At 30.2% G+C, this 22,620-nt stretch carries 16 protein-coding genes; 6 read left to right on the top strand and 10 right to left on the bottom strand.

The window, feature by feature from the left end; genetic code table 11:
- Positions 1-385 precede the first annotated feature (385 nt).
- From HALO113_RS08060 to uvrC, 10 genes are all read right to left on the bottom strand, one after another.
- On the bottom strand, positions 386-724 hold the full coding sequence (locus HALO113_RS08060) for a hypothetical protein (protein ID WP_159778539.1): 339 nt from the start codon (positions 722-724) through the stop codon (positions 386-388).
- 161 nt (positions 725-885) lie between these two features.
- Positions 886-2,523, bottom strand: a complete 1,638-nt coding sequence (gene pgi, locus HALO113_RS08065) for a glucose-6-phosphate isomerase (RefSeq protein ID WP_159778540.1) — start codon at positions 2,521-2,523, stop codon at positions 886-888.
- Positions 2,523-3,761, bottom strand: coding sequence for a peptidoglycan DD-metalloendopeptidase family protein (locus HALO113_RS08070; protein ID WP_201297630.1), 1,239 nt, complete (start codon positions 3,759-3,761; stop codon positions 2,523-2,525). Before HALO113_RS08070 ends, pgi begins: the two co-directional genes overlap by 1 nt.
- A 16-nt stretch (positions 3,762-3,777) precedes the next feature.
- A complete protein-coding gene (locus tag HALO113_RS08075; RefSeq protein ID WP_159778542.1) occupies positions 3,778-4,710 on the bottom strand; it encodes a tryptophan 2,3-dioxygenase family protein in 933 nt (310 codons plus the stop codon).
- Positions 4,710-5,483, bottom strand: a complete 774-nt coding sequence (locus tag HALO113_RS08080; protein ID WP_159778543.1) for a DUF3108 domain-containing protein — start codon at positions 5,481-5,483, stop codon at positions 4,710-4,712. The genes HALO113_RS08075 and HALO113_RS08080 overlap by 1 nt, the downstream gene beginning before the upstream one ends.
- A gap of 285 nt (positions 5,484-5,768) precedes the next feature.
- Complete coding sequence (gene hppD, locus HALO113_RS08085) at positions 5,769-6,932, bottom strand: 4-hydroxyphenylpyruvate dioxygenase (RefSeq protein WP_159778544.1); 1,164 nt, start codon at positions 6,930-6,932, stop codon at positions 5,769-5,771.
- A gap of 7 nt (positions 6,933-6,939) precedes the next feature.
- Positions 6,940-7,392 carry a CCC motif membrane protein gene (locus HALO113_RS08090; protein WP_201297587.1) on the bottom strand — a complete coding sequence of 151 codons (453 nt, stop codon included), beginning with the start codon at positions 7,390-7,392 and terminating at the stop codon, positions 6,940-6,942.
- Positions 7,392-8,555 carry a homogentisate 1,2-dioxygenase gene (locus HALO113_RS08095; RefSeq protein ID WP_159778545.1) on the bottom strand — a complete coding sequence of 388 codons (1,164 nt, stop codon included), beginning with the start codon at positions 8,553-8,555 and terminating at the stop codon, positions 7,392-7,394. The genes HALO113_RS08090 and HALO113_RS08095 overlap by 1 nt, the downstream gene beginning before the upstream one ends.
- Before the next feature lie 170 nt (positions 8,556-8,725).
- Positions 8,726-10,936, bottom strand: coding sequence for a patatin-like phospholipase family protein (locus HALO113_RS08100; protein WP_159778546.1), 2,211 nt, complete (start codon positions 10,934-10,936; stop codon positions 8,726-8,728).
- A gap of 7 nt (positions 10,937-10,943) precedes the next feature.
- Positions 10,944-12,740 carry an excinuclease ABC subunit UvrC gene (gene uvrC, locus HALO113_RS08105; protein ID WP_159778547.1) on the bottom strand — a complete coding sequence of 599 codons (1,797 nt, stop codon included), beginning with the start codon at positions 12,738-12,740 and terminating at the stop codon, positions 10,944-10,946.
- Positions 12,741-12,891: 151 nt separating this feature from the next.
- On the opposite strand from uvrC, the gene HALO113_RS08110 reads away from it, so the two are divergent.
- The 6 genes from HALO113_RS08110 to HALO113_RS08135 all read left to right on the top strand — a co-directional run bounded on the left by HALO113_RS08110 (position 12,892) and on the right by HALO113_RS08135 (position 22,550).
- Positions 12,892-13,857, top strand: coding sequence for a succinylglutamate desuccinylase/aspartoacylase family protein (locus HALO113_RS08110; protein WP_159778548.1), 966 nt, complete (start codon positions 12,892-12,894; stop codon positions 13,855-13,857).
- 62 nt (positions 13,858-13,919) lie between these two features.
- A complete protein-coding gene (locus HALO113_RS08115) occupies positions 13,920-15,176 on the top strand; it encodes an aminotransferase class I/II-fold pyridoxal phosphate-dependent enzyme (RefSeq protein WP_159778549.1) in 1,257 nt (418 codons plus the stop codon).
- Entirely contained in the window at positions 15,151-15,708 is a 558-nt protein-coding gene (locus tag HALO113_RS08120) for a 5-formyltetrahydrofolate cyclo-ligase (RefSeq protein ID WP_159778550.1), read from the top strand. Before HALO113_RS08115 ends, HALO113_RS08120 begins: the two co-directional genes overlap by 26 nt.
- 131 nt (positions 15,709-15,839) lie before the next feature.
- Positions 15,840-18,914 (top strand): TonB-dependent receptor, encoded by a 3,075-nt coding sequence (locus tag HALO113_RS08125; RefSeq protein WP_159778551.1) that lies wholly within the window; start codon positions 15,840-15,842, stop codon positions 18,912-18,914.
- 14 nt (positions 18,915-18,928) lie between these two features.
- The gene (locus HALO113_RS08130; RefSeq protein WP_159778552.1) at positions 18,929-20,494 is read left to right on the top strand and encodes a RagB/SusD family nutrient uptake outer membrane protein; all 1,566 of its coding nucleotides are present in this window, start codon (positions 18,929-18,931) and stop codon (positions 20,492-20,494) included.
- Positions 20,495-20,636: 142 nt separating this feature from the next.
- The gene (locus HALO113_RS08135; RefSeq protein ID WP_159778553.1) at positions 20,637-22,550 is read left to right on the top strand and encodes a M1 family aminopeptidase; all 1,914 of its coding nucleotides are present in this window, start codon (positions 20,637-20,639) and stop codon (positions 22,548-22,550) included.
- Positions 22,551-22,620: the final 70 nt, after the last annotated feature.

Below are 22,620 nucleotides of genomic sequence, written 5' to 3' on the forward strand. Positions count from 1 at the left end.
AGTTGTATGTTAAGCGAATGTTAACATTTATATTTGAATAATTTTAATTCAAAAAGGCCTTATATTGCTTTTTTGTGAATTTATTTTACAAAAAAGAAAGATGTTTTGAATTAAATTCATTTTTTTAGCATTAAAAAAATAATTTTGTTCAAAAAAAATGAAATTTTTTTATGTTTTTTTTAACAAATTCTATCTGCTCTCTATTAATATATTGATTTCTAAAAAAAGTATTCTGTATAAGTTTTATAATTCTAAATTTTACTATCCTAATTACAGGCAATAACATGATGAATATAAATCTATTCTTTTAATATAAGTTTCTATAAGTTTTTTAACAAATGCAAATCAATTCATTCTAAAATTATTATTTGTATTTCAATTAAAATCATTTCTTTTTATAATATGTACGTCTTTCTATTAAACCTTTATAACAAAAATCACAGATAATATCTGTGGTACACATTTTTACAGAATTTGGAGTGTTATTTAATTTATAAAACAACCCTTCAATTGGTTTTTTATATATAAATTTTTTCATTTCTCTCGCTAAGACTTTTTTATCTTCATCTGTTAATAAATCATAATAATTAAGTGGAACTGCTAATCTATCTTCTACATTTTCCAAACCTAATTGTTTTAATTTTTCAGCTATGACAGGATTATTTTCTATCATTGACAAATAACTCTCTATTTCTATTTTTTTACAACCTACAGCATTTTCCATAATATTATAAGATTTTGGATGTTTATCAAATACAATTAAATTTCAATAACATATTAAGCGTTTTTTGACTTCAATTTAAAAGTTAATAAAGTTGGTAAAAAACAAAAGTCAATTACTAAAAATGCAATTGACTTTTCTATAAAAACAGTATTTTAACACATTTAAAGCATATATTTTCTTAATAAAAAACTTGTGGAACTATCATGCGTTTTAATTTCTCCAGAATTTATTTCAGATAAAATTGAATTTGCCAATTGTTTACCAAGTTCTACACCCCATTGGTCATAACTAAATATATTCCAAATTACACCTTGAACAAATATTTTGTGTTCGTAAAGTGCAATTAAAGAACCTAATGCTTCTGGAGTTAACTTTTCAATTAATAAGGTATTCGTTGGTTTATCCCCATCAAACACTTTAAAAGGTAATAAAAAAGATGCCTTTTCACCTGTAATTCCAGCTTTTTCAAATTCCGCTTTTACTTGATTTTCATTTTTACCCATTAATAAAGCTTCTGTTTGAGCAAAGAAATTAGACATTAGTTTATCATGATGCTCTTTATTTCCGTGTAAGGATTTTCTAAATCCTATAAAATCTGTAGGAATTAATTTCGTTCCTTGATGAATCAACTGAAAAAATGCGTGTTGAGAATTTGTCCCCGGTTCACCCCAAATGATTGTACCTGTTTGATAATTTACTGGATTTCCATCGCGAGCTACACTTTTTCCGTTGCTTTCCATGATACCTTGTTGCAGATAAGGAGCTAACTTTTGTAAATATTGAGTATATGGAATTAAGGCTTCCGTTTCAGCTCCGAAAAAATTATTATACCAAATACTTAATAAAGCTAATACAACAGGAATATTTTTTTCAAAAGAACTCTCTTTAAAATGAACATCCATTTCATTTGCTCCTTTTAATAATTTATTAAAATTATCAAATCCTACGGCTAAACTAATACTTAAGCCTACCGCACTCCATAATGAAAAACGCCCTCCAACCCAGTCCCACATGGGGAAAATATTTTCTTCGGCTATTCCAAATTGTGTGACATTTTTAATATTAGTAGAAACAGCAACAAAATGCTTTGCAACATCTTCTTGTTTTGCATGTTTTAAAAACCAAGAGCGAATTGTTTCCGCATTAGAAAGTGTTTCTTGAGTGGTAAATGTTTTAGAAACAATAACAAAAAGAGTTGTTTCTGGATTTAGTTTCTTAATTACCTCATTAACATGATCACCATCAACATTGGAAACAAAATGGACATTCAGATGATTTTTGTAAAACTGTAAAGCTTCAACTATCATAGCTGGACCTAAATCTGAGCCTCCTATACCAATATTTACAACATCTGTAAAAGTCTTATTTGTAAATCCTTTTCTCTCACCATTAATTATTTGGTTAGAAAACTTTTCAATATCACTTTTTACTTTATAAATTTCAGGAATTACATTCTCACCATCTACTAGAATTACCTCATTTTCTTTAGCTCTTAATGCCGTATGAAGTACAGCCCTGTTTTCAGTCTTATTGATAGTCTCTCCAGAAAAATAGGCTTCAATAGCATTTTTTAATCCTACTTCATTTGCTAATTCAACCAATAAATTAATCGTTTCCTCAGTAATTTTATTCTTTGAAAAATCGACAAGAAAATCTTGCCATTCAATATTAAATTTCTCCGCTCTTTTTGAATCTCCAGCAAACATTTCTTTGATTGAAATAAATTCCATTTGTTCAAAATGGTTTCTTAATTTTTGCCAAGCAACTGTCCCAGAAGGGTTAATAGATTCTAAAATCATTATTCTTTAAATTTATTAGTCATTACACTATCTAATTCTTTTTTTAAAGGTTCAATATATTTTAAATATTGCTCTTTAGCTTCTTTTTTCATGGGTTCAGAATTTGGCAATTGTAATCGTAAAGGATCTACTTGCACACCATTTTTCCAAAAACGATAACACACATGAGGACCTGTTGCTAATCCAGTACTTCCAACCTTTCCTATAACTTGTCCTTGCGTAACATATTGTCCTTTTTTAACTAAAATTTTAGACATATGGAGATATTGGGTAGAATAAGTACCATTATGTCTTACTTTTACATAATTTCCATTTCCAGATGTATAACCTGCCTTTTCAACTACTCCAGATGCAGTAGTTTTGATAGGTGTTCCTGTTGCCGCTGCATAATCTGTCCCGTTATGCGCTTTCCATCTTTTTTGAACCGGATGAAAACGTCTTCCAGAAAAACGAGAAGATATTCTAAAATAATCTAAAGGTGCTTTTAAAAACATACTTTTTAATCCATTTCCATTTTCATCGTAATAATCGGCAACCTTTTGATTCTCTTCTAATTTATAAGGAAAAGCATAAAAATCTTTACCTTTATGTTTAAAATAAGTAGATTCGACTTTTTCAACTCCTGCATAGATTGAATCTTCAATAAAACGTTCATAAACTGTAACACAAAATTTATCTCCTTTTTGGATTTTAAAAAAGTCGATAGAATATTCATATACTTTAGCTAACCGTGAAGCTAAAGCAGGGCTGGCACCAGCATTAGCTAAAGTTTCGGAAAAAGAACCTTCGATTTCAGCAGCAATAGTTCTCTTTTTTAATGAAGTAGCTTTTCTTTTATTACTTACATGAACAGAATCTCTAAAATCAATTACAGCAAATTCGATCGCGTTTTTAACATATACTAATGCTTGAAGTTCATTTGGTTGTTCTTTGTTTAAAAAAAGAAAATACGGCTTACCAATTTTTATCATTCTAGGATTAAATGAATCTCTAACCTTTTCTATTACTTCAAAAGTTTTTAAACTATCTGGTAATTTATATTTATCGAAAATTAACCCTAAATTATCTCCTGATTTTATAGTATCTTTAATAACCTTGTAATTGTTAAAAATGAATCCAAATTCTTTAATTATGGGTTCTTTTTTTTCAATAGTTTTTATGGGTTCTTTTTTTTCTTTTTTATCATTACAAGAAATGATGATGGTAAACAGTAGTAATAATGCTAAGTATCTCAATATAATTGTTTTAAAAATTTTACACATTTTCACCCCAAGATGCTATTTCTTCTTTAGTCCATAGTTCTGGAAAGAAAATTCTTTTTTGATATTTTGGTAACATATATTTTTTCCAATCACTTCCGCCTGTTGCTTCGTGATTCCCTGGTACACTTTCAATATATTTTTTTGCTGCATTAAAATGTCCCATTACCCAAGTAATATTTATAGTTTTATCAAGATGGCGCATCGCTTCAATTAAAGCACTATTTTCTTGATCTTTTTGAGGCAATTGCTTGTACTTTCTCCAAAGATTTATAGTATTGTATTCTTCCATAAAATCTAGAAAAACCTTTTTATATTTTCTTTCGAATTCTTTTATAAGATAGGTTTTTTCGCCCGTTGCATAATCTTTTCCCGCAGCTTGCCAATATAAATGCTCAAAAGCATGTTCATAAGGTGTATTCCTATCAATAGTTGCTCTAAAACGGAAATCAATTAAATTTATCAAATCGGTAGTAGCAAATTCTATCAGTCTATACTGCGCACTTTGAAAACCGCTAGCAGGTGTTAAGGTATTTCTAAATTTTAGATATTGTTCAGGTTCCATTCCATCGGTCATGATGGTAAAAGAAGTGGTTAACATATCAAAATAACGGCTAATTCTACCTAATTTATCAGTAAAATAGTCTGTTTTAGGATTTTCTGTATAGGAAAGTTGCTTAATTTCCCATAAAATCATTTTAAACAATAATTCATTTACCTGATGATACATGATAAAAACCATTTCATCCGGTAAAGTGGTTCTTTGAATCTGTAAATTTAAAAGCGCATCAGTTTGTATATAATCCCAATAAGTTATGGGCTTAGACCATAAAAGGCCTTCTAAGTGAGTTTCTGTATTTTGGTTAATTTTTTTATATTTTTCATCAATTTTCTCTAATTGATGAATCATTTCTGGTGTTACTTCCATTAGTCTATTTTTACTTTAAAAGAGTGCTTCAATCCTTTAAAAGCATCTAAATCAGCCTTTAATGAGCCAACAGCGAGGCTAGCTTTAATTCGAACAGGGATTTTATTGTCATCGTCTGAAATCCAGACAGTTAAACTTTCTTCTTCCTTAAAAACTCTACCCGCTTGCACATATGGTCTGAAAACTTTACAAGAAATTTTGCCAAATTTAGTTTTTATATCTTCTTTACCAATATATTTTAACTTAAACTTTGTAGTTTCATTATCAAAAAACATATCTATAGCAATAGATTCTCCTTCTTTAAGTAAATCAATTTTAGGGTGATTTCTCAAATAATAGAATGAAGATACAATATCTTGTACATTTTCAGGTACAGAAAAGGTATTTTCGGTATCTTTTTCATAATCTTTAACTTTTACAGTATTATTATTTTGATCAAAAAATCCTTCTTGATATTTGGTATAGCCCCCTTCATCAATTTTTCTTAGAAATTGATAGGGTTTACCTGTTTCTTTATCAAAAAAACTTTGATAATCATCTTTTACTTCAAAAAACAACTTGGTCATACCTGTTGTCCATCCTTTCCCTAGCACGTGATGTACTTTTTGATTGTTGCGAGTAGCTTCTTTAATTTCTAAAGTTGCATACCCTGCATTTACTAACCCATAGTGAATTCTAAGTTTAAACCATTCTCCAGTGGTAAATGCATCTTCTTTTTGAATAAATGAATTGGTAGAAATAAAAACCAAAAGGAGTAGAATTATTTTTTTCATAATTTTATTTTTTAAAAAAGAGTGCAATTTCTGTTCCAAAAATAAGAAACAAAAAAACCCAGTCAAAATTAATGACTGAGTTTTTATGCTATTAACCAACCAAAAACTATAAATTATGAAAACTTACTAGCAAAATTGGACATAAAATTTATTTCCTTTTTTGCGAGTGCAAATGTATATAGTTTTTTGAGGATAATTTACTAAAACTTTAACTTTAACTCTTTTAACAGAATTATTTTTAATATTTAATACTATTTTTTAATAATATTAAATTATTTTAGCATTTTATAACGTACCTCGCAATGCCTGCTCTCTTTCGATAGATTCAAATAGTGCTTTAAAATTACCCGCTCCAAACCCTTTTGCTCCCATTCTTTGTATAATTTCAAAAAATAAGGTAGGTCTGTCTTCTACAGGTTTTGTAAAAATTTGCAATAAATAACCTTCTTCATCCGCATCAATCATAATTCCTAATTTTTGTAATTCATTGATATCTTCTTTAAATTTCGACATATGATCTTTTAATCTTTCAGGAATAGCATCGTAATAGGCCTGTGGTGGTGTACTCAAAAATTCCACACCTCTAGAACGCATGTCACTTACCGTTTTGATAATATCATCTGTAGCAACAGCTATATGTTGTACTCCTTCATCTTCATAAAAATCTAAATACTCTTCTATTTGAGAGCGTTTTTTACCATTTGCAGGTTCATTGATTGGGAATTTTATCCTTCCATTCCCATTACTCATTACTTTTGACATCAATGCAGAATATTCAGTAGTTATTTGCTTATCGTCAAAAGAAAGGAAATTTACAAACCCCATTACATCTTCAAACCATTTAACAGCTTCATTCATTCTATTCCAGCCGGTATTACCCACCATATGGTCAATATATTTTAATCCTACTGCTTCAGGATTGTAATCCGATTTCCATTCACTATAACCTGGCATGAAAATTCCATTATAGTTTTTACGTTCCACAAAAATAAAAACAGTTTCACCGTAAGCACCATAAATACCAGCTCGAACCACCTCACCGTGTTCATCTTTATCAACTGTAGGTTCAAAATATGATTTAGCACCTCGCTTTGTTGTCTCTTCATAAGATTTACGAGCATCTTCAACCCAAAGTGCAATAACTTTTACGCCATCTCCATGTTTTTTGACATGTTCACCTATTGGAGAATTACTGTTTAATGCTGTAGTTAATACCAACCGTATTTTATCTTGTTTTAACACATAAGAAGCACGATCTTTTACTCCTGTCTCCAAGCCAGCATAGGCTAAAGATTGAAAACCAAAAGCTGTTTTATAAAAATGAGCAGCTTGCTTAGCATTTCCAACATAAAATTCAACATAATCTGTTCCTAGTAACGGAAGGAAATCTTGTGCTCCTTCAAATATTTTTTCTAAACCGTAGTTTACTGATTTTATTTCTTGTGACATGATATTTCTATTTTATTTGTGTTGTGTCAATTATATAATTTTTCTCTTCTTCATATTCATAAATAGTATCTAACTCCTCTTCAATTGTATCGCTTTGATATTCAATATCATCAAAAGAGTTTCTTTTTTCATACTCTTTAAAAATTTCTTTACCTACTAATGTGCCATATATAGCAAATACTACTATAACAAACAGAAAGATAATTGCATTAATAATAATTGAAATTATATTTAGGATTTTTGCTATATCAACATTGTTTTTACTCTGTATAGAGAAGGCTTCTTGATTTTGGTAATATTCTTTTAAACTTTTATTTGCCATTACTAAACCTATTATGCTTAATATAACTGGTATAAAAGCAAAAATACCATAACAACAACAACCTAAAAAACCTAATACTAAAGATACAATTCCTAAAATTAATGCTGTAGGATCTGCAGGTAATTTATTGTAATTCATTATTTATTTTCTAACCAAGACTGATAATATTTTTCATCTGCAATGAGCATAGCCTCTTCTGTAACCATTAAGGGTTTAAAGGTATCAACCATTACAGCTAGTTCTTGTGTTTCCGTTTTACCAATACTTCTCTCTGTAGCACCTGGATGTGGACCATGAGGAATTCCAGCTGGATGTAAAGAAATATGTCCCGCCTCGATATCATTTCTACTCATGAAATCTCCATCAACATAATATAATACTTCATCACTATCTATATTACTGTGATTATAAGGTGCTGGAATAGCTAAAGGATGATAATCATAAAGCCTAGGAACAAAAGAACAAATTACAAAAGCATCGGTTTCAAAAGTTTGATGCACTGGTGGTGGTTGATGAATGCGTCCAGTTATGGGTTCAAAATCATGTATTGAAAAGGCATAAGGGTAATTATAACCGTCATAACCTATTACGTCAAAAGGATGAGTTGCATAAACCATATCGAAGATTTCGTCTCTCTTTTTAACTTTTATAACAAAATCTCCAGATTCATTATGTGTTTCAAGTTCTTCAGGTCTACGAATATCTCGTTCACAAAAAGGAGCGTGTTCTAATAATTGTCCAAACCAGTTTCTGTATCTTTTAGGGGTATAAACTGGTCTTCTAGATTCAACTATAAATAATCGGTTATCTTCTGTGTCAAAATCGATTTTATAAATCATTCCTCTTGGCACAACTAAATAATCACCATATTTGAAATCTAAATTTCCTAACATAGTTCTTAATTTCCCTGTTCCCTTATGAATAAAAATCACTTCGTCTGAATCGGTATTTTTATAAAAATAAGAGGTGGTTGATTTTTTTGGAGCAGCTAAAACAATATGGCAATCAGAATTAGTCAAAACAATTTTTCTACTTTCAAGATAATCGTCTTGTGGAGCTACTTGAAACCCTCTTAATCGATAAGATTGAATATTATTTTCTTTTGCAATTTTAGGCGCTACACTATATTGTTTTTTAATTTCCTTTACTTGTGTAGGTCTGTGTTCATGATACATATTGGTTGACATTCCGTCAAACCCTATAGTTCCAAATAACTGTTCATAATATAAATCGCCATTTTCTTTACGAAACTGAACATGTCTTTTAGATGGAATATTTCCGAGTTTATGATATATTGGCATTTTTTTAATGTGTTAATTCAACAAATTGTTAACGGGTCAATTATCACTATAAGGATCATTGACAAATTGGCACATTAATATACCTCACTCAGGACTTCTCTTGATGAGGAATTTTAAAAGGATTAATAAGTTGTCCCATTTTTTCATCATTACAAATATCGGAAAAAAAATCAAAATGTAAAACCTATACTAAACCATGTATAATGATCTTTTGTTTCAGGAGACCAAGAATGTTTTATTTCTATTGGACCTATTAATGATTCTAATCCGTAACCCAATCCATAACCACTATACATTGGTTTTTTTATCCAAGTTCCGTCGTCAAAAATATTATTACCAATATTAGCATAATTAGCTGTAAAATTAAAATGGTTTTTACGAAAAATCTCATAATCAAGAACAAGGCTTCCTTTAACGTAACTATTTCCACTTAATGCAACAAAATCATATCCTAAAAAAGGCCTTAAGTTATTAATTTGAGTAAAACCATAACCTCCTAATGCAAAATCTAAATAAGGAACTCTGTTTTCTCCTATTGAAAAACCGCCTTCAGATTGCAATTTAAAAGTAAATCTTTTACATAATGTAAAAGCGATAGCTCCATCTGCCTTAGCTATAGTAAATCGTTCAAAATTATTTGCTCTATCTGAAGAATACAACACAGGTTTTAAATCTCCTGTAAAATACCACCCTTTTTTAGGGAAATATTTATTATCAAAGGAATCATATTTTAAATAACCTACTAATGAAAAATAATCACTATTATCTATTATAGGATCTTCATTATTTAAAATAGTTGCTGATTTAATTTTTAAATGTTTTAATTCTACTCCTGCTCCTATAGAAAATTTTTGTGCAAAGATAGTTTGAATGTATGCCTGATTTGAAAAATCGGAAAAATCGATATTTAAGGATGATAGTCCGCTATTTTGTAATAACAAATTTCCAGAAAAATCATTTTTTAAATTTCTATTTAGAACGATATATTTTGAATTAAATCCATAACTAATGTAAAAACCATTATCTACATAATAATTTAAATTATATCTAAAGTTATCTCCAAGGCCAACGTCTAAGGAAAACACATCATTTTTAGCAATTAAATTTTTCTTAGTCACGTTGAGCAATAGAGCGCTTTTTAATAAATCATCATAATGTAATCCTAATTTTAAAAAAGTATTTTTTTTACTTTCTGTTAAATCAATTACTAATCGTTCACCCACATTGTTTTTTTGAAAATAATAAAAAATAGATTCAAAATTTTGGGTAGCATTTAAATTATTAATTCCTTTTTCAACCGCACTATATTCTACTTTAGAATTTGAATTAAATTTTAATTTCCCTACTATGTAAGCTCTAGTAAACTTATCTAAATTATTGATTTGTAAATCAGTAATATAGATTGAATCTACTCCTTTTTTTTGTATGTGAGGTCGAATATAATTTCCTTTTAAAGGCTCTAGTTCATTTAAATGTTTTTTTGCCTCTTCTTCTCCTTTTATAACTATTTCATTTCCTTTTTCAAAAGAAACCACTGTATATCCTTTTATATTTGGTTTTATATAAATAGTTGTAAGCTCGATTTTTTTTGACATTTTTTCAATCATAGAATAATTTGTCACTTGAGACAAAATTCCTGTTGCACCTTTTATATCATTCAATTTTTTTAACCCATCCTGAACATCTACTCCAATTATAATATTAGCTCCTCTTTTTAACAATTCTTCTACTGGATAATTATTGACAACACCGCCATCAATTAGCATTTTTCCATCTATTTCTATAGGATTATATAATGTAGGTATAGCACCACTTGCTAATAAGGCTTTAGGTAAAGTCCCTTTCTTTAAAATTACTTCTTCACCTGTTTCTACATTTGTTGCGATACATAAAAAAGGAATAGGTAACTTTTCAAAATCGTTAATATGATCCACATGTTTTGTAAGTTTAGACATTAAATGGTAATTGTACAAACCTTTTGAAAGTGCCTTAGGTAATTCTACTTTGAATTTATTAAAAGGTAATGAAAACGCATAAATTTCATCATTTCGTTTCTCATAAAACGTTTTTGATTCTCTAGGCGTATAATCTTGTAAAAGTGCATCTGTATCTATCTCTTTAAATAAAGAGTCTAATTCTTTACCAGAATATCCCGAAGCATACAACCCTCCTATTATTGCTCCCATGCTAGTACCCGCTACACAGTCTATTTTAATTCCTAAAGAATCAATCACTTTTAAAACCCCTATATGTGCCAATCCTTTTGCTCCACCTCCACTAAGTACTAATCCAATTTTAGGTTTGTTTTGTACTAACGAATCTTGTCCGTAACTCGCAAAAGCAACCCAAAGAAAAATAAATAACAACAACAGTTTTTTCATAATTGAATTAATGAGGAATGGTCTTGTAAAAGTCGGTAATTTTTTTGGCTTTTGAAAGTCCTACTACCTCTGAAATTTCTTTTTCAGAAGCATTTTGCAATCTTTTAACACTTTTGAAATGTTTCATTAATGTTATCATTGTTTTTTCACCAATTCCTGGAATAGATTCCAAACTATTTGTTAAAGCCGCTTTACTTCTTTTATCGCGATGGTGGGTAATTCCAAAACGGTGTGCTTCATTTCTGAGATATTGAATCACTTTTAAGGTTTCTGATTTTTTATCTAAATACAAAGGCACAGAATCTCCTGGATAATATAATTCTTCTAATCTTTTGGCAATCCCAATAATGGCAATTTTACCTCTTAAGCCTAAAGCATCTATACTATTTAAGGCTGAAGACAACTGTCCTTTCCCTCCATCTATGATAATCAACTGGGGTAAAGATTCTTTTTCATCTATCAATCTTTTATATCTTCTAAATACAACTTCTTCCATTGAAGCAAAATCATTTGGACCTTCAACCGTTTTTATATTAAAGTGACGATAATCTTTTTTACTTGGTTTTCCATCTTTAAAAACCACACAAGCTGCTACAGGGTTTGTTCCTTGTATATTCGAGTTATCAAAGCATTCTATATGCCTTGGTTCTACAGAGAGACGCAAATCTTTTTGCATCTGAGCCATAATTCTATTGGTATGTCTATCAGGATCCACAATTTTTATTTGTTTCAATTGATCCATACGGTAATATTTTGCATTTCTAAGAGACAAATCCAAAACCTGTTTTTTATCACCTAATTGTGGAACTGTGATTTTTAAATTTTCACCCAATGACAATGGAAATGGCAAAATAATTTCTTTTGATTTTAATTTAAAACGCTCTCTTAGTTCAACAACCGCTAATTCTAATAATTCTTCATCAGTCTCTTCTAATTTCTTTTTGATTTCCATAGTGTGAGATCGCACAATAGCCCCATGCGAAATTTGCAAAAAATTAACATAAGCCATTGTTTCATCTGAAACAATTGAAAAAACATCTATATTGGAAAGTTTTGGGTTTAAAACTGTGGATTTTGCTTGATAGGTTTCTAAAACCTCAATTTTTTCTTTTATTTTTTGAGCGGCTTCAAACTGCATAGTTTCAGCAAAATGCATCATTTGTTTTTTAAAATCCTTCAAACTGTCTTTGAAGTTACCTTTTAGAATTTGACGAATGGCTTCTACTTGTTTTTGGTATGCTTCTAATGTTTCTAAACCTTCACATGGTCCTTTGCAGTTTCCAATATGATATTCAAGACAAACTTTATATTTACCCGATTGAATATTTGATGGAGACAAATCGTATGTACAAGTACGTAGTGGATACAATTCTTTAATCATATCTAAAATCGTATTTACAATTTTAAAATTGGTATACGGACCATAATATTCAGATCCATCTTTCACCATTCGTCTTGTGGGAAATATTCTAGAGAAAGGTTCATTTTTGATACAAATCCATGGGTAACTTTTATCATCTTTTAAAAGAATATTATATCTTGGTTGTAATTTTTTTATTAAATTATTTTCTAGCAACAATGCGTCTGATTCTGAAGCCACTACAATATGCCTAATAGAAACAATCTTTCTTACTAAAACACTCGTTTTATAATTATCATGGCTTTTTGTAAAATAACTTGAAACCCTTTTTTTTAAATTTTTAGCTTTACCAACATATAAAATCTTATCCTCTTTATCAAAATATTGATACACACCAGGATTATCGGGCAAAGTTTGTATTTGAAGTTCTAGTGAAGGTTGCATTTTTGTATTATTTATAAAAAAATATCTTTAAAAAATAATTAGTATATAACTACCTAACAAAGGTACTAAAATTGTCTTGTTTTATTTATTCAGTAAGGAGTATATAAATTTTTAAATAGATTTTTTACTTTTAGCACCTTATTACAAAACGATGAAAGACAGAGCTATCTATTTATTAGGGGAACGCATTTTGCCAGGTGAAAGTAAAATAGTTGAAGTAGAAATTGCTAAACTACATACCATGACTAAACTAAAAATTCCTATTATTATAGAGCGTTCAAAAATTGACGGGCCAGTAGTTTTATTTAGTGCTGGATTACATGGCGACGAAATTAATGGAACAGAAATTGTGCGACAAATTATCCGTCGTAAAATTAACAAACCTAAATGTGGAACCATTATTTGTATTCCTATCATCAATATTTTTGGGTTTGTAAACCAAAGCAGGCAATTTCCAGATGGTCGCGATTTAAATAGGGTTTTCCCTGGCAGTAAAACAGGATCTTTAGCCAGCAGATTTGCTCATTTTTTAGTTAAAGAAATTATTCCAGTTATTGATTATGCTGTAGATTTTCATGCTGGTGGTGCCAGTCGCTTTAATGCTCCACAAATTAGAATTGTACCCCACAATCCTGAATTGAAAGAATTAGCCAAAGTTTTTAAAGCCCCTTTTACTTTATACTCCAAAAACATCTCTGGATCATTTCGAAGTGCCTGTACCAAGTTAGGTGTAAAAATGTTATTATTTGAAGGAGGAAAATCTTTAGATTTAAATTCAGAAATTACGCAAGAAGGTCTTGATGGTGCTAAAAGATTTCTATTTCATCTGGATATGCTAAATCCAAAAAAAGATGCTGACTTCACTGTAGATAATACATTATTTATTGAAAAATCCAACTGGATAAGAGCACATTATTCGGGCATGTTCATTGGTTTAATCCAAGTAGGTAGTTATGTAAATAAGGGAGAAACTCTAGCCACTATTTCAGATCCTTTTGGCAAAGTTGAACATAAAGTTAAAGCCCAAAATAGTGGCTATATTATTAATGCAAATGATGCTGCTATTGTCTATCAAGGTGATGCTATTTTTCATATTTCTACTCAATTAGAATTATAACATAACAAATATCATGTTTTATTTAATCGTGTCTAATTTATTTTGCAGAAACAAATTAGTAAATGAAATTCTGGAAAAAATTAAAACACGAACAATTAAAAGCAAGAATTCAAGAAGCTTTATTAGAAAATGTAAACTTTTCAAATGACGCTTCGTTAGGCTATCCAGCATCAAAATTAGATAGTAAAGTTTTTTACGACGATGCTCCCTTTTTAAAAGATGCTCCCACATTGCAAACTTATGTAGCCAATCCTAACAATATTGGTTGTCACACATTTGGCACTTCTGAAAAAGCCTTTAGTGGTACTCAAAAAATTGAAAAAGAGGTTCTAAATGTTCTTGCAGTTGACATTTTTAAATCTGAAGAAGACAATTTCGATGGTTACATTGCTCCAGGTGGAACGGAAGCAAATATTCAAGCGATATGGATTTTTAGAAATTATTTTATGAATCATTTTCAAGCCAATTTAAATGAAATTGCCATTATCGCTTCGGAAGACACTCATTATTCTATTCCAAAAGCAGCCAATTTACTACAAATTGAATGGATTAAAATACCCGTGGATTTTAACAAAAGAAATATACTTATAAGTCAATTAGATATTCTGTTAACAGAAGCTCAATCTAGAAACAAGAAATATTTTATTGTTGTTTCAAACCTTGGAACTACAATGTTTGGTTCAGTAGACAATCCTGAAGATTATATTCAAATTTTAGAAAAATATAAAGTCAATTATAAATTACATATTGATGGTGCATATGGTGGATTTGTTTATCCATTTAGTAATGAAAATTCGCTCATAAATTTCACTAATCCAAAAATTAGCTCTATTACCATAGATGCTCATAAGATGCTTCAAGCACCTTATGGTACAGGTGTTTTTATTTGCAGAAAAAATTTGATTAAAAATGTACTTACCAAAGAAGCTGAATATGTAGAGGGAATGGATTTAACTTTATGTGGTAGTCGTTCAGGAGCCAATGCAGTTGCAGTGTGGATGATTTTATTTACTTATGGCCCATTTAGTTGGTTTGAAAAGATAAGTATTCTACAAATGCGAACTTCATTTTTATGTAACGAATTAGATAAATTGAAAATCGATTACTTTAGAGAACCTTTTATGAATATTGTTACTATAAAGTCAAAAGCAATACCAAATGAATTAGCAGAAAAATATTCTTTGGTTCCTCAACAACACACTAATGATAATAAATGGTTTAAAATTGTTCTTATGGATCATGTAGAAATAGAAGATTTAACTAATTTTATAGAAGATTTAAGAATACTTTATCATGAAGAAAAAAGACTTACGAATTAAATATAAAAAACTAAGACAACAATTAACTAAAGAAGAAATTGAAGATAAAAGTTTGGCAATTGCCAATCAATTGTTAAAGTTGGATATATGGAATTATACTTATTATCACCTTTTTTTACCAATAGTAGAACTGCAAGAAGTAAATACTGAATATATACTACAAATTTTAGCCGGTAAAGACAAAGAAGTTGTGATTTCAAAGTCTAATTTTGATACAATAACAATGACTCATTATTTGCTTACTGAAAATACTAAAATTAAAAAAAACAATTATAATATACCCGAACCTGTAGATGGCATTGAAGTACCTTCTAAAAAAATTGAAATTATTTTTGTACCTCTTTTGGCATATGATACAGAAAAAAATCGTGTTGGATATGGCAAAGGCTTTTATGATTCTTTTTTTATGGAATGCAACAAAGAAACTGTTAAAATAGGACTATCTTTTTATGATCCTGAATATAAAATTGAAGATATTGGAATTAATGATGTTAAATTAGACCATATCATTACACCTACTTCAATATATTAGTAGTTTAAAACTTACAAAAAATATAAAACTGTTTTTTTTTAAATTATTCCAAAAAAAAACTTTTAAAACTTTGTTAAACTTGTAAAAAAAATGTTAATCTTTGTAATAACTAATTCTAACTTTATTAATTTATGAAATTTAACTTTAAATGGGTTTTAACGCTTATTGTAGCGTTTCTATTTCAAACTCCATTTGCACAAGAAAAAACCGTAACGGGTACTGTTTCAGATGCAATTGGACCACTATCCGGTGCAAACGTAATTGTAAAGGGTACAAAAAAAGGAACAACAACAAATTTTGATGGTGGCTATACTATCAAAGCAAGCGAAGGTGACATATTAGTATTCTCTTATGTGAGCTTTAAAAATAAAGAAGTTGCTGTTACAGGCACAGTGATCAATGTAATGTTAGAAGAAGATGTAGCTGAACTTGAATCGATTGTGGTAGTAGGTTATGGAACTCAAAAGAAAAGTGAAGTAACAGGTTCTGTATCTCAAATTAAAGGGGATGCTATCCAAGGTTTAGTGACTCCAAGTTTTGAAGGTCAGTTAGCAGGTAGAGCTTCTGGTGTTCAAATCACTACCACTAACGGAATAATTGGACAAGCTCCAAGGATTAGAATTAGAGGTATTGCTTCCATTTCATCTGGTACTTATCCATTAATAGTAATAGACGGTATGCCTGTTTATACAGGAGATATAGGTGGATATGCAAATACTAACGCTTTAGGAGATATCAATCCAAATGACATTGAATCTTATGAAGTTTTAAAAGATGGTGCCGCAACAGCAATCTATGGATCGAGAGCAGCAAATGGAGTAATCTTAATTACTACAAAAAAAGGTAAAAAGGGAACTATGCAAGTAAACTATAATAATGTTATAGGATTTGCGTCTCCTGTTGACACTTTTGATTTACTGGAAACTCCTGATTTTCTTTCGATATCTAACGAAAAAAGAACAAACAGAGGGCAAACTGCATGGGCTGTAGGAGATACATATAATACTGATTGGCAAGCTGCTGTATTAAACAAAGGAGCTTTGCAAATGGACCATAGTTTATCGTTCAATGGTGGTACTGAAAAAACCAAATATTTTTTATCAATAGGTTACTCTGAACAAGATGGTATTGCAAAATCGAATAGTATGGTTAGATATACCATGAGAACTAACATTGAACATGAATTAAATAGCTGGTTAACAATGGGAGGTGGTTTATCTCATACTCGCACAGAATATGATGGCTTAAACGTGGGTACAGGTTCTCTTTCAGGAAACATATTCAATGCTACAAGACAACTTCCAAATACACCAATTTATGATGCTAATCACCCAACTGGATACAATTTATCATCAGACAATAGTGTAGTGGGTCAATGGGATAATACAGACCCTGTAGGAGATAATATTACAAATATAGTTTATGTATTAGACTATAACAGATACTACTCTAAAGTAAACAGAACCATGGCTAATTTCTTTGCATCTGCAAATTTAATTGATGGATTAAATTTAAGAATTCAAGCAAGTATAGATAATCCTATTACTAGTGGATTTCTTTATTGGAATCCTGTACACGGAGACGGAAGAGGTTCAAATGGTAGATTACAAAACGATAATACAGATTTAAATCGTTGGAATTGGCAAAATATCTTAAATTACAATAAAACTTTTGCTGAAAAACACAATGTTGGAGCTACAGTTGTAACAGAATATCAAAAACAAAAAAATCAATATTTTGCTGGTATTGGAACAAATCTTTTAGATGAATTCTACAATCAAAACTTAGTTACTGGTTCATATGGAACACAAGAATCACAAGGTAGCGTAACTGAAAATGGAATAATGTCATATATCGGTCGTTTAAACTATAATTACGATCAAAAATATTTCTTACAAGGATCTATAAGAAGAGATGGTCTTTCTCAATTACCTTCAGCTAATAGATGGACAACATTTACAGGTTACTCTGCAGGTTGGAACATTGCTAGAGAATCCTTTATGGAATCTATCAATAATATAATTTCTGAATTTAAAGTAAGAGGTTCTTATGCTCAAGTAGGTAACACTTCAATAGGAAATTATCCATACTTTGGTTTAACTTCTGCTTCACAATATGGAACATTAAACGGAATAGCATTTACTCAATTTGGTAACGATCAATTAAATTGGGAATCAAGTAAAAAAACTGATTTAGGGGTAGATTTAGCCTTTTTAAACAATAAATTAAAACTTACTGCTGATTATTTTAAAAACGATATTGACGGTTTAATTTTAGATGTACCTACTGCTCCATCAGTTGGTGTGCCAAATAATACTATTTCGAAAAACATTGGTACATTAGTAAATAAAGGATATGAGTTTGCTTTAGAATATAATGTAATAAATAAAGATAAATTGAAATGGAACATCAACACCAATATATCATTTATCAAAAATGAGATTACTTCACTTCCTAATGGAGGAGCAGACATTATAGGAACCAATACAATTGTAAGAGAAGGTGAGTCAATTAATTCCTTATATGGTATAAAATACTGGGGAGTAAATCCAGCTAATGGAAATCCAGTTTATTATAAAGCTGACGGAACCTTAGTGCAAGGTAATATCCCTACAAGCACTTATTTTGTTTTTGACCCAAACAATCCAAGTGATTTAAGCAAGGATGCTTCATTAAGCGCAACTACTGATAGAGTTATTTTAGGAAATACTTTACCAACTTATTTTGGAGGTTTTTCATCAAATTTAACGTATAAAAATTTAGATTTTAATTTCTTAGTTAGATTTAGTGGTGGTAATAAAATATTTAATTCCACAAGAAGAGATTTAGTTACTCAAAATTTAAACAACAATAGTACAGAAATTTTAGGGAGATGGCAAAGTATTGATAACCCTGGTGATGGTGTAACACCAAGATTATGGGCAAGTTCAAATACTTTTGTGAATTTAACTAGTATGGCGACATCAAGATTTGTAGAAGATGGCGACTTTATAAGTTTAGACAATATTTCAATTGGTTATAGTTTACCTAAAATCGTTACAGATTTAATAAAAGTTGAAAATTTCAGATTTTTCATTCAAGCTCAAAACATGCTAATGATTACTAAATATAAAGGATTAAATCCCGAAATGGAAACTGCTGGTGTCGATTTAAATGGAACTCCTAGAGCTAAGATAGTATCAATGGGTGTGAATGTAAAACTTTAAAAAAAAATTGAAAAATGAAAAAAATAGTAACAAAATTAAGCTTTTTAGTACTTTTACTAGGATTAAATTCCTGTAGTGAAGAAACCATTTTAGAACTTTCTCCAATAAACAATATATCAGTAGATGATGCCTTCTCTTCAGCATCGCTTATAGAAAGTTCAATGAATGGGGTGTACAATGCTGCTGCTAAAGGTCAATACAATTCAACTGATCCAAATGGAGGAAGAGGATATATTTGGGGAGCTGCTTTTGTGCAACAAGGTGATTGTAGAGGAGAAGACGTAGTAAATACAGCTACCTTTTATCAATTGACTTATACAGCTACCTATGACCCAACAACCGCTAATAATATTTATTATTGGATAGACGGTTATCGATTAATCAATCGTTGTAATCTAATGATTGAAGGTGTAACGGGAGCTGTAGCAAAAGGTATAATTCCTCAAAGTGTAGCTGATAATTATATTGGACAATCCAAATTTTTAAGAGCGATTACACATTTCGAATTATTAAATCATTTTGCTAAAACATATAATGCAACATCGGGAGCAACCCATTTAGGAATTCCCTATAGAGAAGTAGGTGTTGACACACAAGCAGAAATTGATGCGGAGTTACTTAAACCTAGAAATACGGTCGCAGAGTGTTATGATAAAATCATAGCCGATTTAAATGATGCTGAAGCTTTAATCACCACAAATGAATTGACTAAAGCTAGTAAAAATGCGGCTATCGCTTTTAAAACTAGAGTCTATTTACACAAAAGAGATTGGAACAATGTAATTCTAGAAGCAAATAAATTGACTGATTACACCCTAACAGCTGAACCAGATGGTCCTTTTGACAATAATTACAGTAATACAGAATCAATTTTTTCAATTTTACAAGCTTCTGCAAATAATCCAGGTGTAAATGCTGCACTAGCTTCTCAATACAATAGAAGAAGATTGGTTTGTATCAGTCCTATTATTTGGAGAGACCCAAGCTGGTTAGTAGATGATAAAAGAAGAAATGAAACTACTGACGGTACTGGTAATCCAGATGGTATGGTTTTCACATTTTCTGGCAGAAAGTATACAGCAAAATATAGAGATGGTGTAAACTATACAGATGCAGCACCAGTTATTCGATATGCTGAAGTATTATTGAATAAAGCAGAAGCTTATGCTAGATTATCTACTCCAGATTTAACCAATGCCTTAACGAATTTAAATTTAGTAAGAAATCGTTCTTTAGCTGATCCAACAACTCAAGCATATACAGCTGCAACTCTTCCTACTGCAACCGATTTAGTAGGTGCAATTTTAAAAGAAAGAAGAATTGAATTTCTTATGGAAGGGAAAAGATGGGGAGATATTCACAGATTACAAAATGATGATTTATTTCCAATTGATGGAATACCTGCTAAAGTAGCAAATGGAAATCCAGCTTCATCTGCCTTTACTCTTGGCACACCTTATACAGGAGCTTTAGGCGTTAGCGCTATTCCTGGAAATGATTACCGTTTCCTATGGCCTATCCCACAAGTTGAGTTGAATACAAATCCAACATTAGCTGCTCAGCAAAATCCTGGATGGTAAAAAAATAGAATCTCAAATTTGTTTAGTTATTTAAAAGACTGCTTAATGCAGTCTTTTTTTATTATTTTTAATAAAATAATTGATATTTTAGCATTTCCTTAAAACTAAATATCTTTTATTAAGAAATACAAATCAAATAAGTATGAGAAAATATCTATTTATATTACCATTTCTTTCTCTTTTTAGTTATTCTCAAAATGATAATGAAGAGTTTAATAAAATGGTTGAAGCCGAAATGAAATCGGCTGCTTCTTTGCAAAACATACAGGTTAATCCTAATACCCAAAATTATGATGTAACCTATCAAGAATTGCGCTTTACTGTTGATCCAGCAATTTATCATATTGCAGGCCAAGTTACTACTTCATTTACTGCTTTATCCAATATGAGTAACGTTACCTTTGATTTAACCAATCAGTTAACAGTTAGTAGCGTAACAATGAATAGTAATTCGCTTAGTTTCGTTCAAAATAACAATAGCGAACTTGTTATAACACTTCCTACAACTATTACAACGGGTAATAGCGGAACTGTTGTAATTACATATTCAGGAGCTCCAGCCACAGGAGAACAAGCCTTTACAGCTACTACTCATAATGGTACTCCAGTAATTTACACCCTTTCCGAACCTTTTGGAGCCAGAGATTGGTGGCCTTGTAAACAAGATTTAAATGATAAAATTGAGAGCATAGATGTATACATCACTGCTCCTAACACTTATACGAGTGTTTCTAACGGTTTAGAGCAAAGTGCAAATGATAATGGAAATGGTACAAAAACCACACACTTTCATCATAGTTATCCTATTCCTGCTTATTTAGTGGCTATTGCTGTAACTAATTATCAAATCTTTACTCAAATAGCTGGAACTGCACCAAATGACTTCCCAATTGTAAATTATATCTATCCTGAAAATTTCGCGTCAGCTCAAACGCAATTAGCGCAAACCTTACCTATAATGGACTTATATGAAACTTTATTTGAGCCTTATCCTTTTCATAATGAAAAATACGGTCATGCTCAATTTGGTTGGGGCGGTGGAATGGAACACACTACTGTTTCATTTATGAATAACTTTGGAAGAGGCTTAATTGCTCATGAATTAGCTCATCAATGGTTTGGAGACAAAATTACTTGTGGCAGTTGGAAAGATATTTGGTTAAATGAAGGTTTTGCAACCTATTTAGCTGCTCTAGTTATTGAAAATTTGGACGGACAAGCTGCCTTTGTTTCTAACAAAAGTAACATGATTGCATTAATTACTTCTCAACCTAACGGTGCTGTTTATTTAACAGATACTGAAGCTCTAAATGTAAATCGTATTTTCAGTAGTCGATTAAGTTATAACAAAGGTGCAATGGTAGTGCATATGTTGCGTTGGAAAATGGGAGATACTGCTTTTTTTCAAGCTATTAGAAATTATTTAGCTGATACTAATTTAGCTTATAAATATGCCATTACAACGGATTTAAAATCTCATTTAGAAGCTGTTTTTGGTAATAGTTTGGATGAATTTTTTAATGATTGGCTATATGGACAAGGTTATCCTTCCTATAGTATTACTGCTCAAAATTGGGGATCGGGTCAAGCAAAAATTACTGTAAATCAGACACAATCTAACGCAAGTGTTTCCTTTTTCGAAATGCCTTTAGAAATAAGACTTGGTGACGGATTTGGACAAACACATGACGTTATAGTTGATCATCTAAGCGACGGACAAGAATTCATTGTATCTGTTCCCTTCTCAATTGCTAGTGTTGAATTTGATCCAAACAGACATATTATTTCTAACAATAATACAGTTACATTAGGGAATGAAAATTTTGAACTTGCACAAACGGTAACTCTATACCCAAATCCCTCAAGTTACAATCTTCGCATTCAATTACCTAATACTGTTCTTCTTAATGAAGTAACATTTTATAATTCTCTTGGACAAATTGTTTTAAATCAATACACTACAGATTTTTCTATTGAAAATTTATCAAAAGGAGTTTATTTTGTAAAAATTACTACTTCTGAAGGAATAATTCATAAAAATTTTATAAAAAAATAACCCTTAGTAAAAATAATATTAAAAAGTAAGGTGAAAACCTTACTTTTGCCTTTTAAATACAAAATAAAGA

It is taken from the genome of Flavobacterium sp. 9AF (genome assembly GCF_902506265.1).
GTDB lineage: Bacteria > Bacteroidota > Bacteroidia > Flavobacteriales > Flavobacteriaceae > Flavobacterium.

Bases quoted from the DNA above. Each gene is read 5' to 3' on its own strand.
- uvrC (WP_159778547.1), bottom strand. From the start codon at position 12,740: ATGCAACCTTCACTAGAACTTCAAATACAAACTTTGCCCGATAATCCT.
- HALO113_RS08075 (WP_159778542.1), bottom strand. From the start codon at position 4,710: ATGGAAGTAACACCAGAAATGATTCATCAATTAGAGAAAATTGATGAA.
- HALO113_RS08100 (WP_159778546.1), bottom strand. From the start codon at position 10,936: ATGAAAAAACTGTTGTTGTTATTTATTTTTCTTTGGGTTGCTTTTGCG.
- HALO113_RS08080 (WP_159778543.1), bottom strand. From the start codon at position 5,483: ATGAAAAAAATAATTCTACTCCTTTTGGTTTTTATTTCTACCAATTCA.
- pgi (WP_159778540.1), bottom strand. From the start codon at position 2,523: ATGATTTTAGAATCTATTAACCCTTCTGGGACAGTTGCTTGGCAAAAA.
- HALO113_RS08095 (WP_159778545.1), bottom strand. From the start codon at position 8,555: ATGCCAATATATCATAAACTCGGAAATATTCCATCTAAAAGACATGTT.
- HALO113_RS08125 (WP_159778551.1), top strand. From the start codon at position 15,840: ATGAAATTTAACTTTAAATGGGTTTTAACGCTTATTGTAGCGTTTCTA.
- HALO113_RS08115 (WP_159778549.1), top strand. From the start codon at position 13,920: ATGAAATTCTGGAAAAAATTAAAACACGAACAATTAAAAGCAAGAATT.
- HALO113_RS08135 (WP_159778553.1), top strand. From the start codon at position 20,637: ATGAGAAAATATCTATTTATATTACCATTTCTTTCTCTTTTTAGTTAT.
- HALO113_RS08130 (WP_159778552.1), top strand. From the start codon at position 18,929: ATGAAAAAAATAGTAACAAAATTAAGCTTTTTAGTACTTTTACTAGGA.
- hppD (WP_159778544.1), bottom strand. From the start codon at position 6,932: ATGTCACAAGAAATAAAATCAGTAAACTACGGTTTAGAAAAAATATTT.
- HALO113_RS08060 (WP_159778539.1), bottom strand. From the start codon at position 724: ATGGAAAATGCTGTAGGTTGTAAAAAAATAGAAATAGAGAGTTATTTG.
- HALO113_RS08120 (WP_159778550.1), top strand. From the start codon at position 15,151: ATGAAGAAAAAAGACTTACGAATTAAATATAAAAAACTAAGACAACAA.
- HALO113_RS08090 (WP_201297587.1), bottom strand. From the start codon at position 7,392: ATGAATTACAATAAATTACCTGCAGATCCTACAGCATTAATTTTAGGA.
- HALO113_RS08110 (WP_159778548.1), top strand. From the start codon at position 12,892: ATGAAAGACAGAGCTATCTATTTATTAGGGGAACGCATTTTGCCAGGT.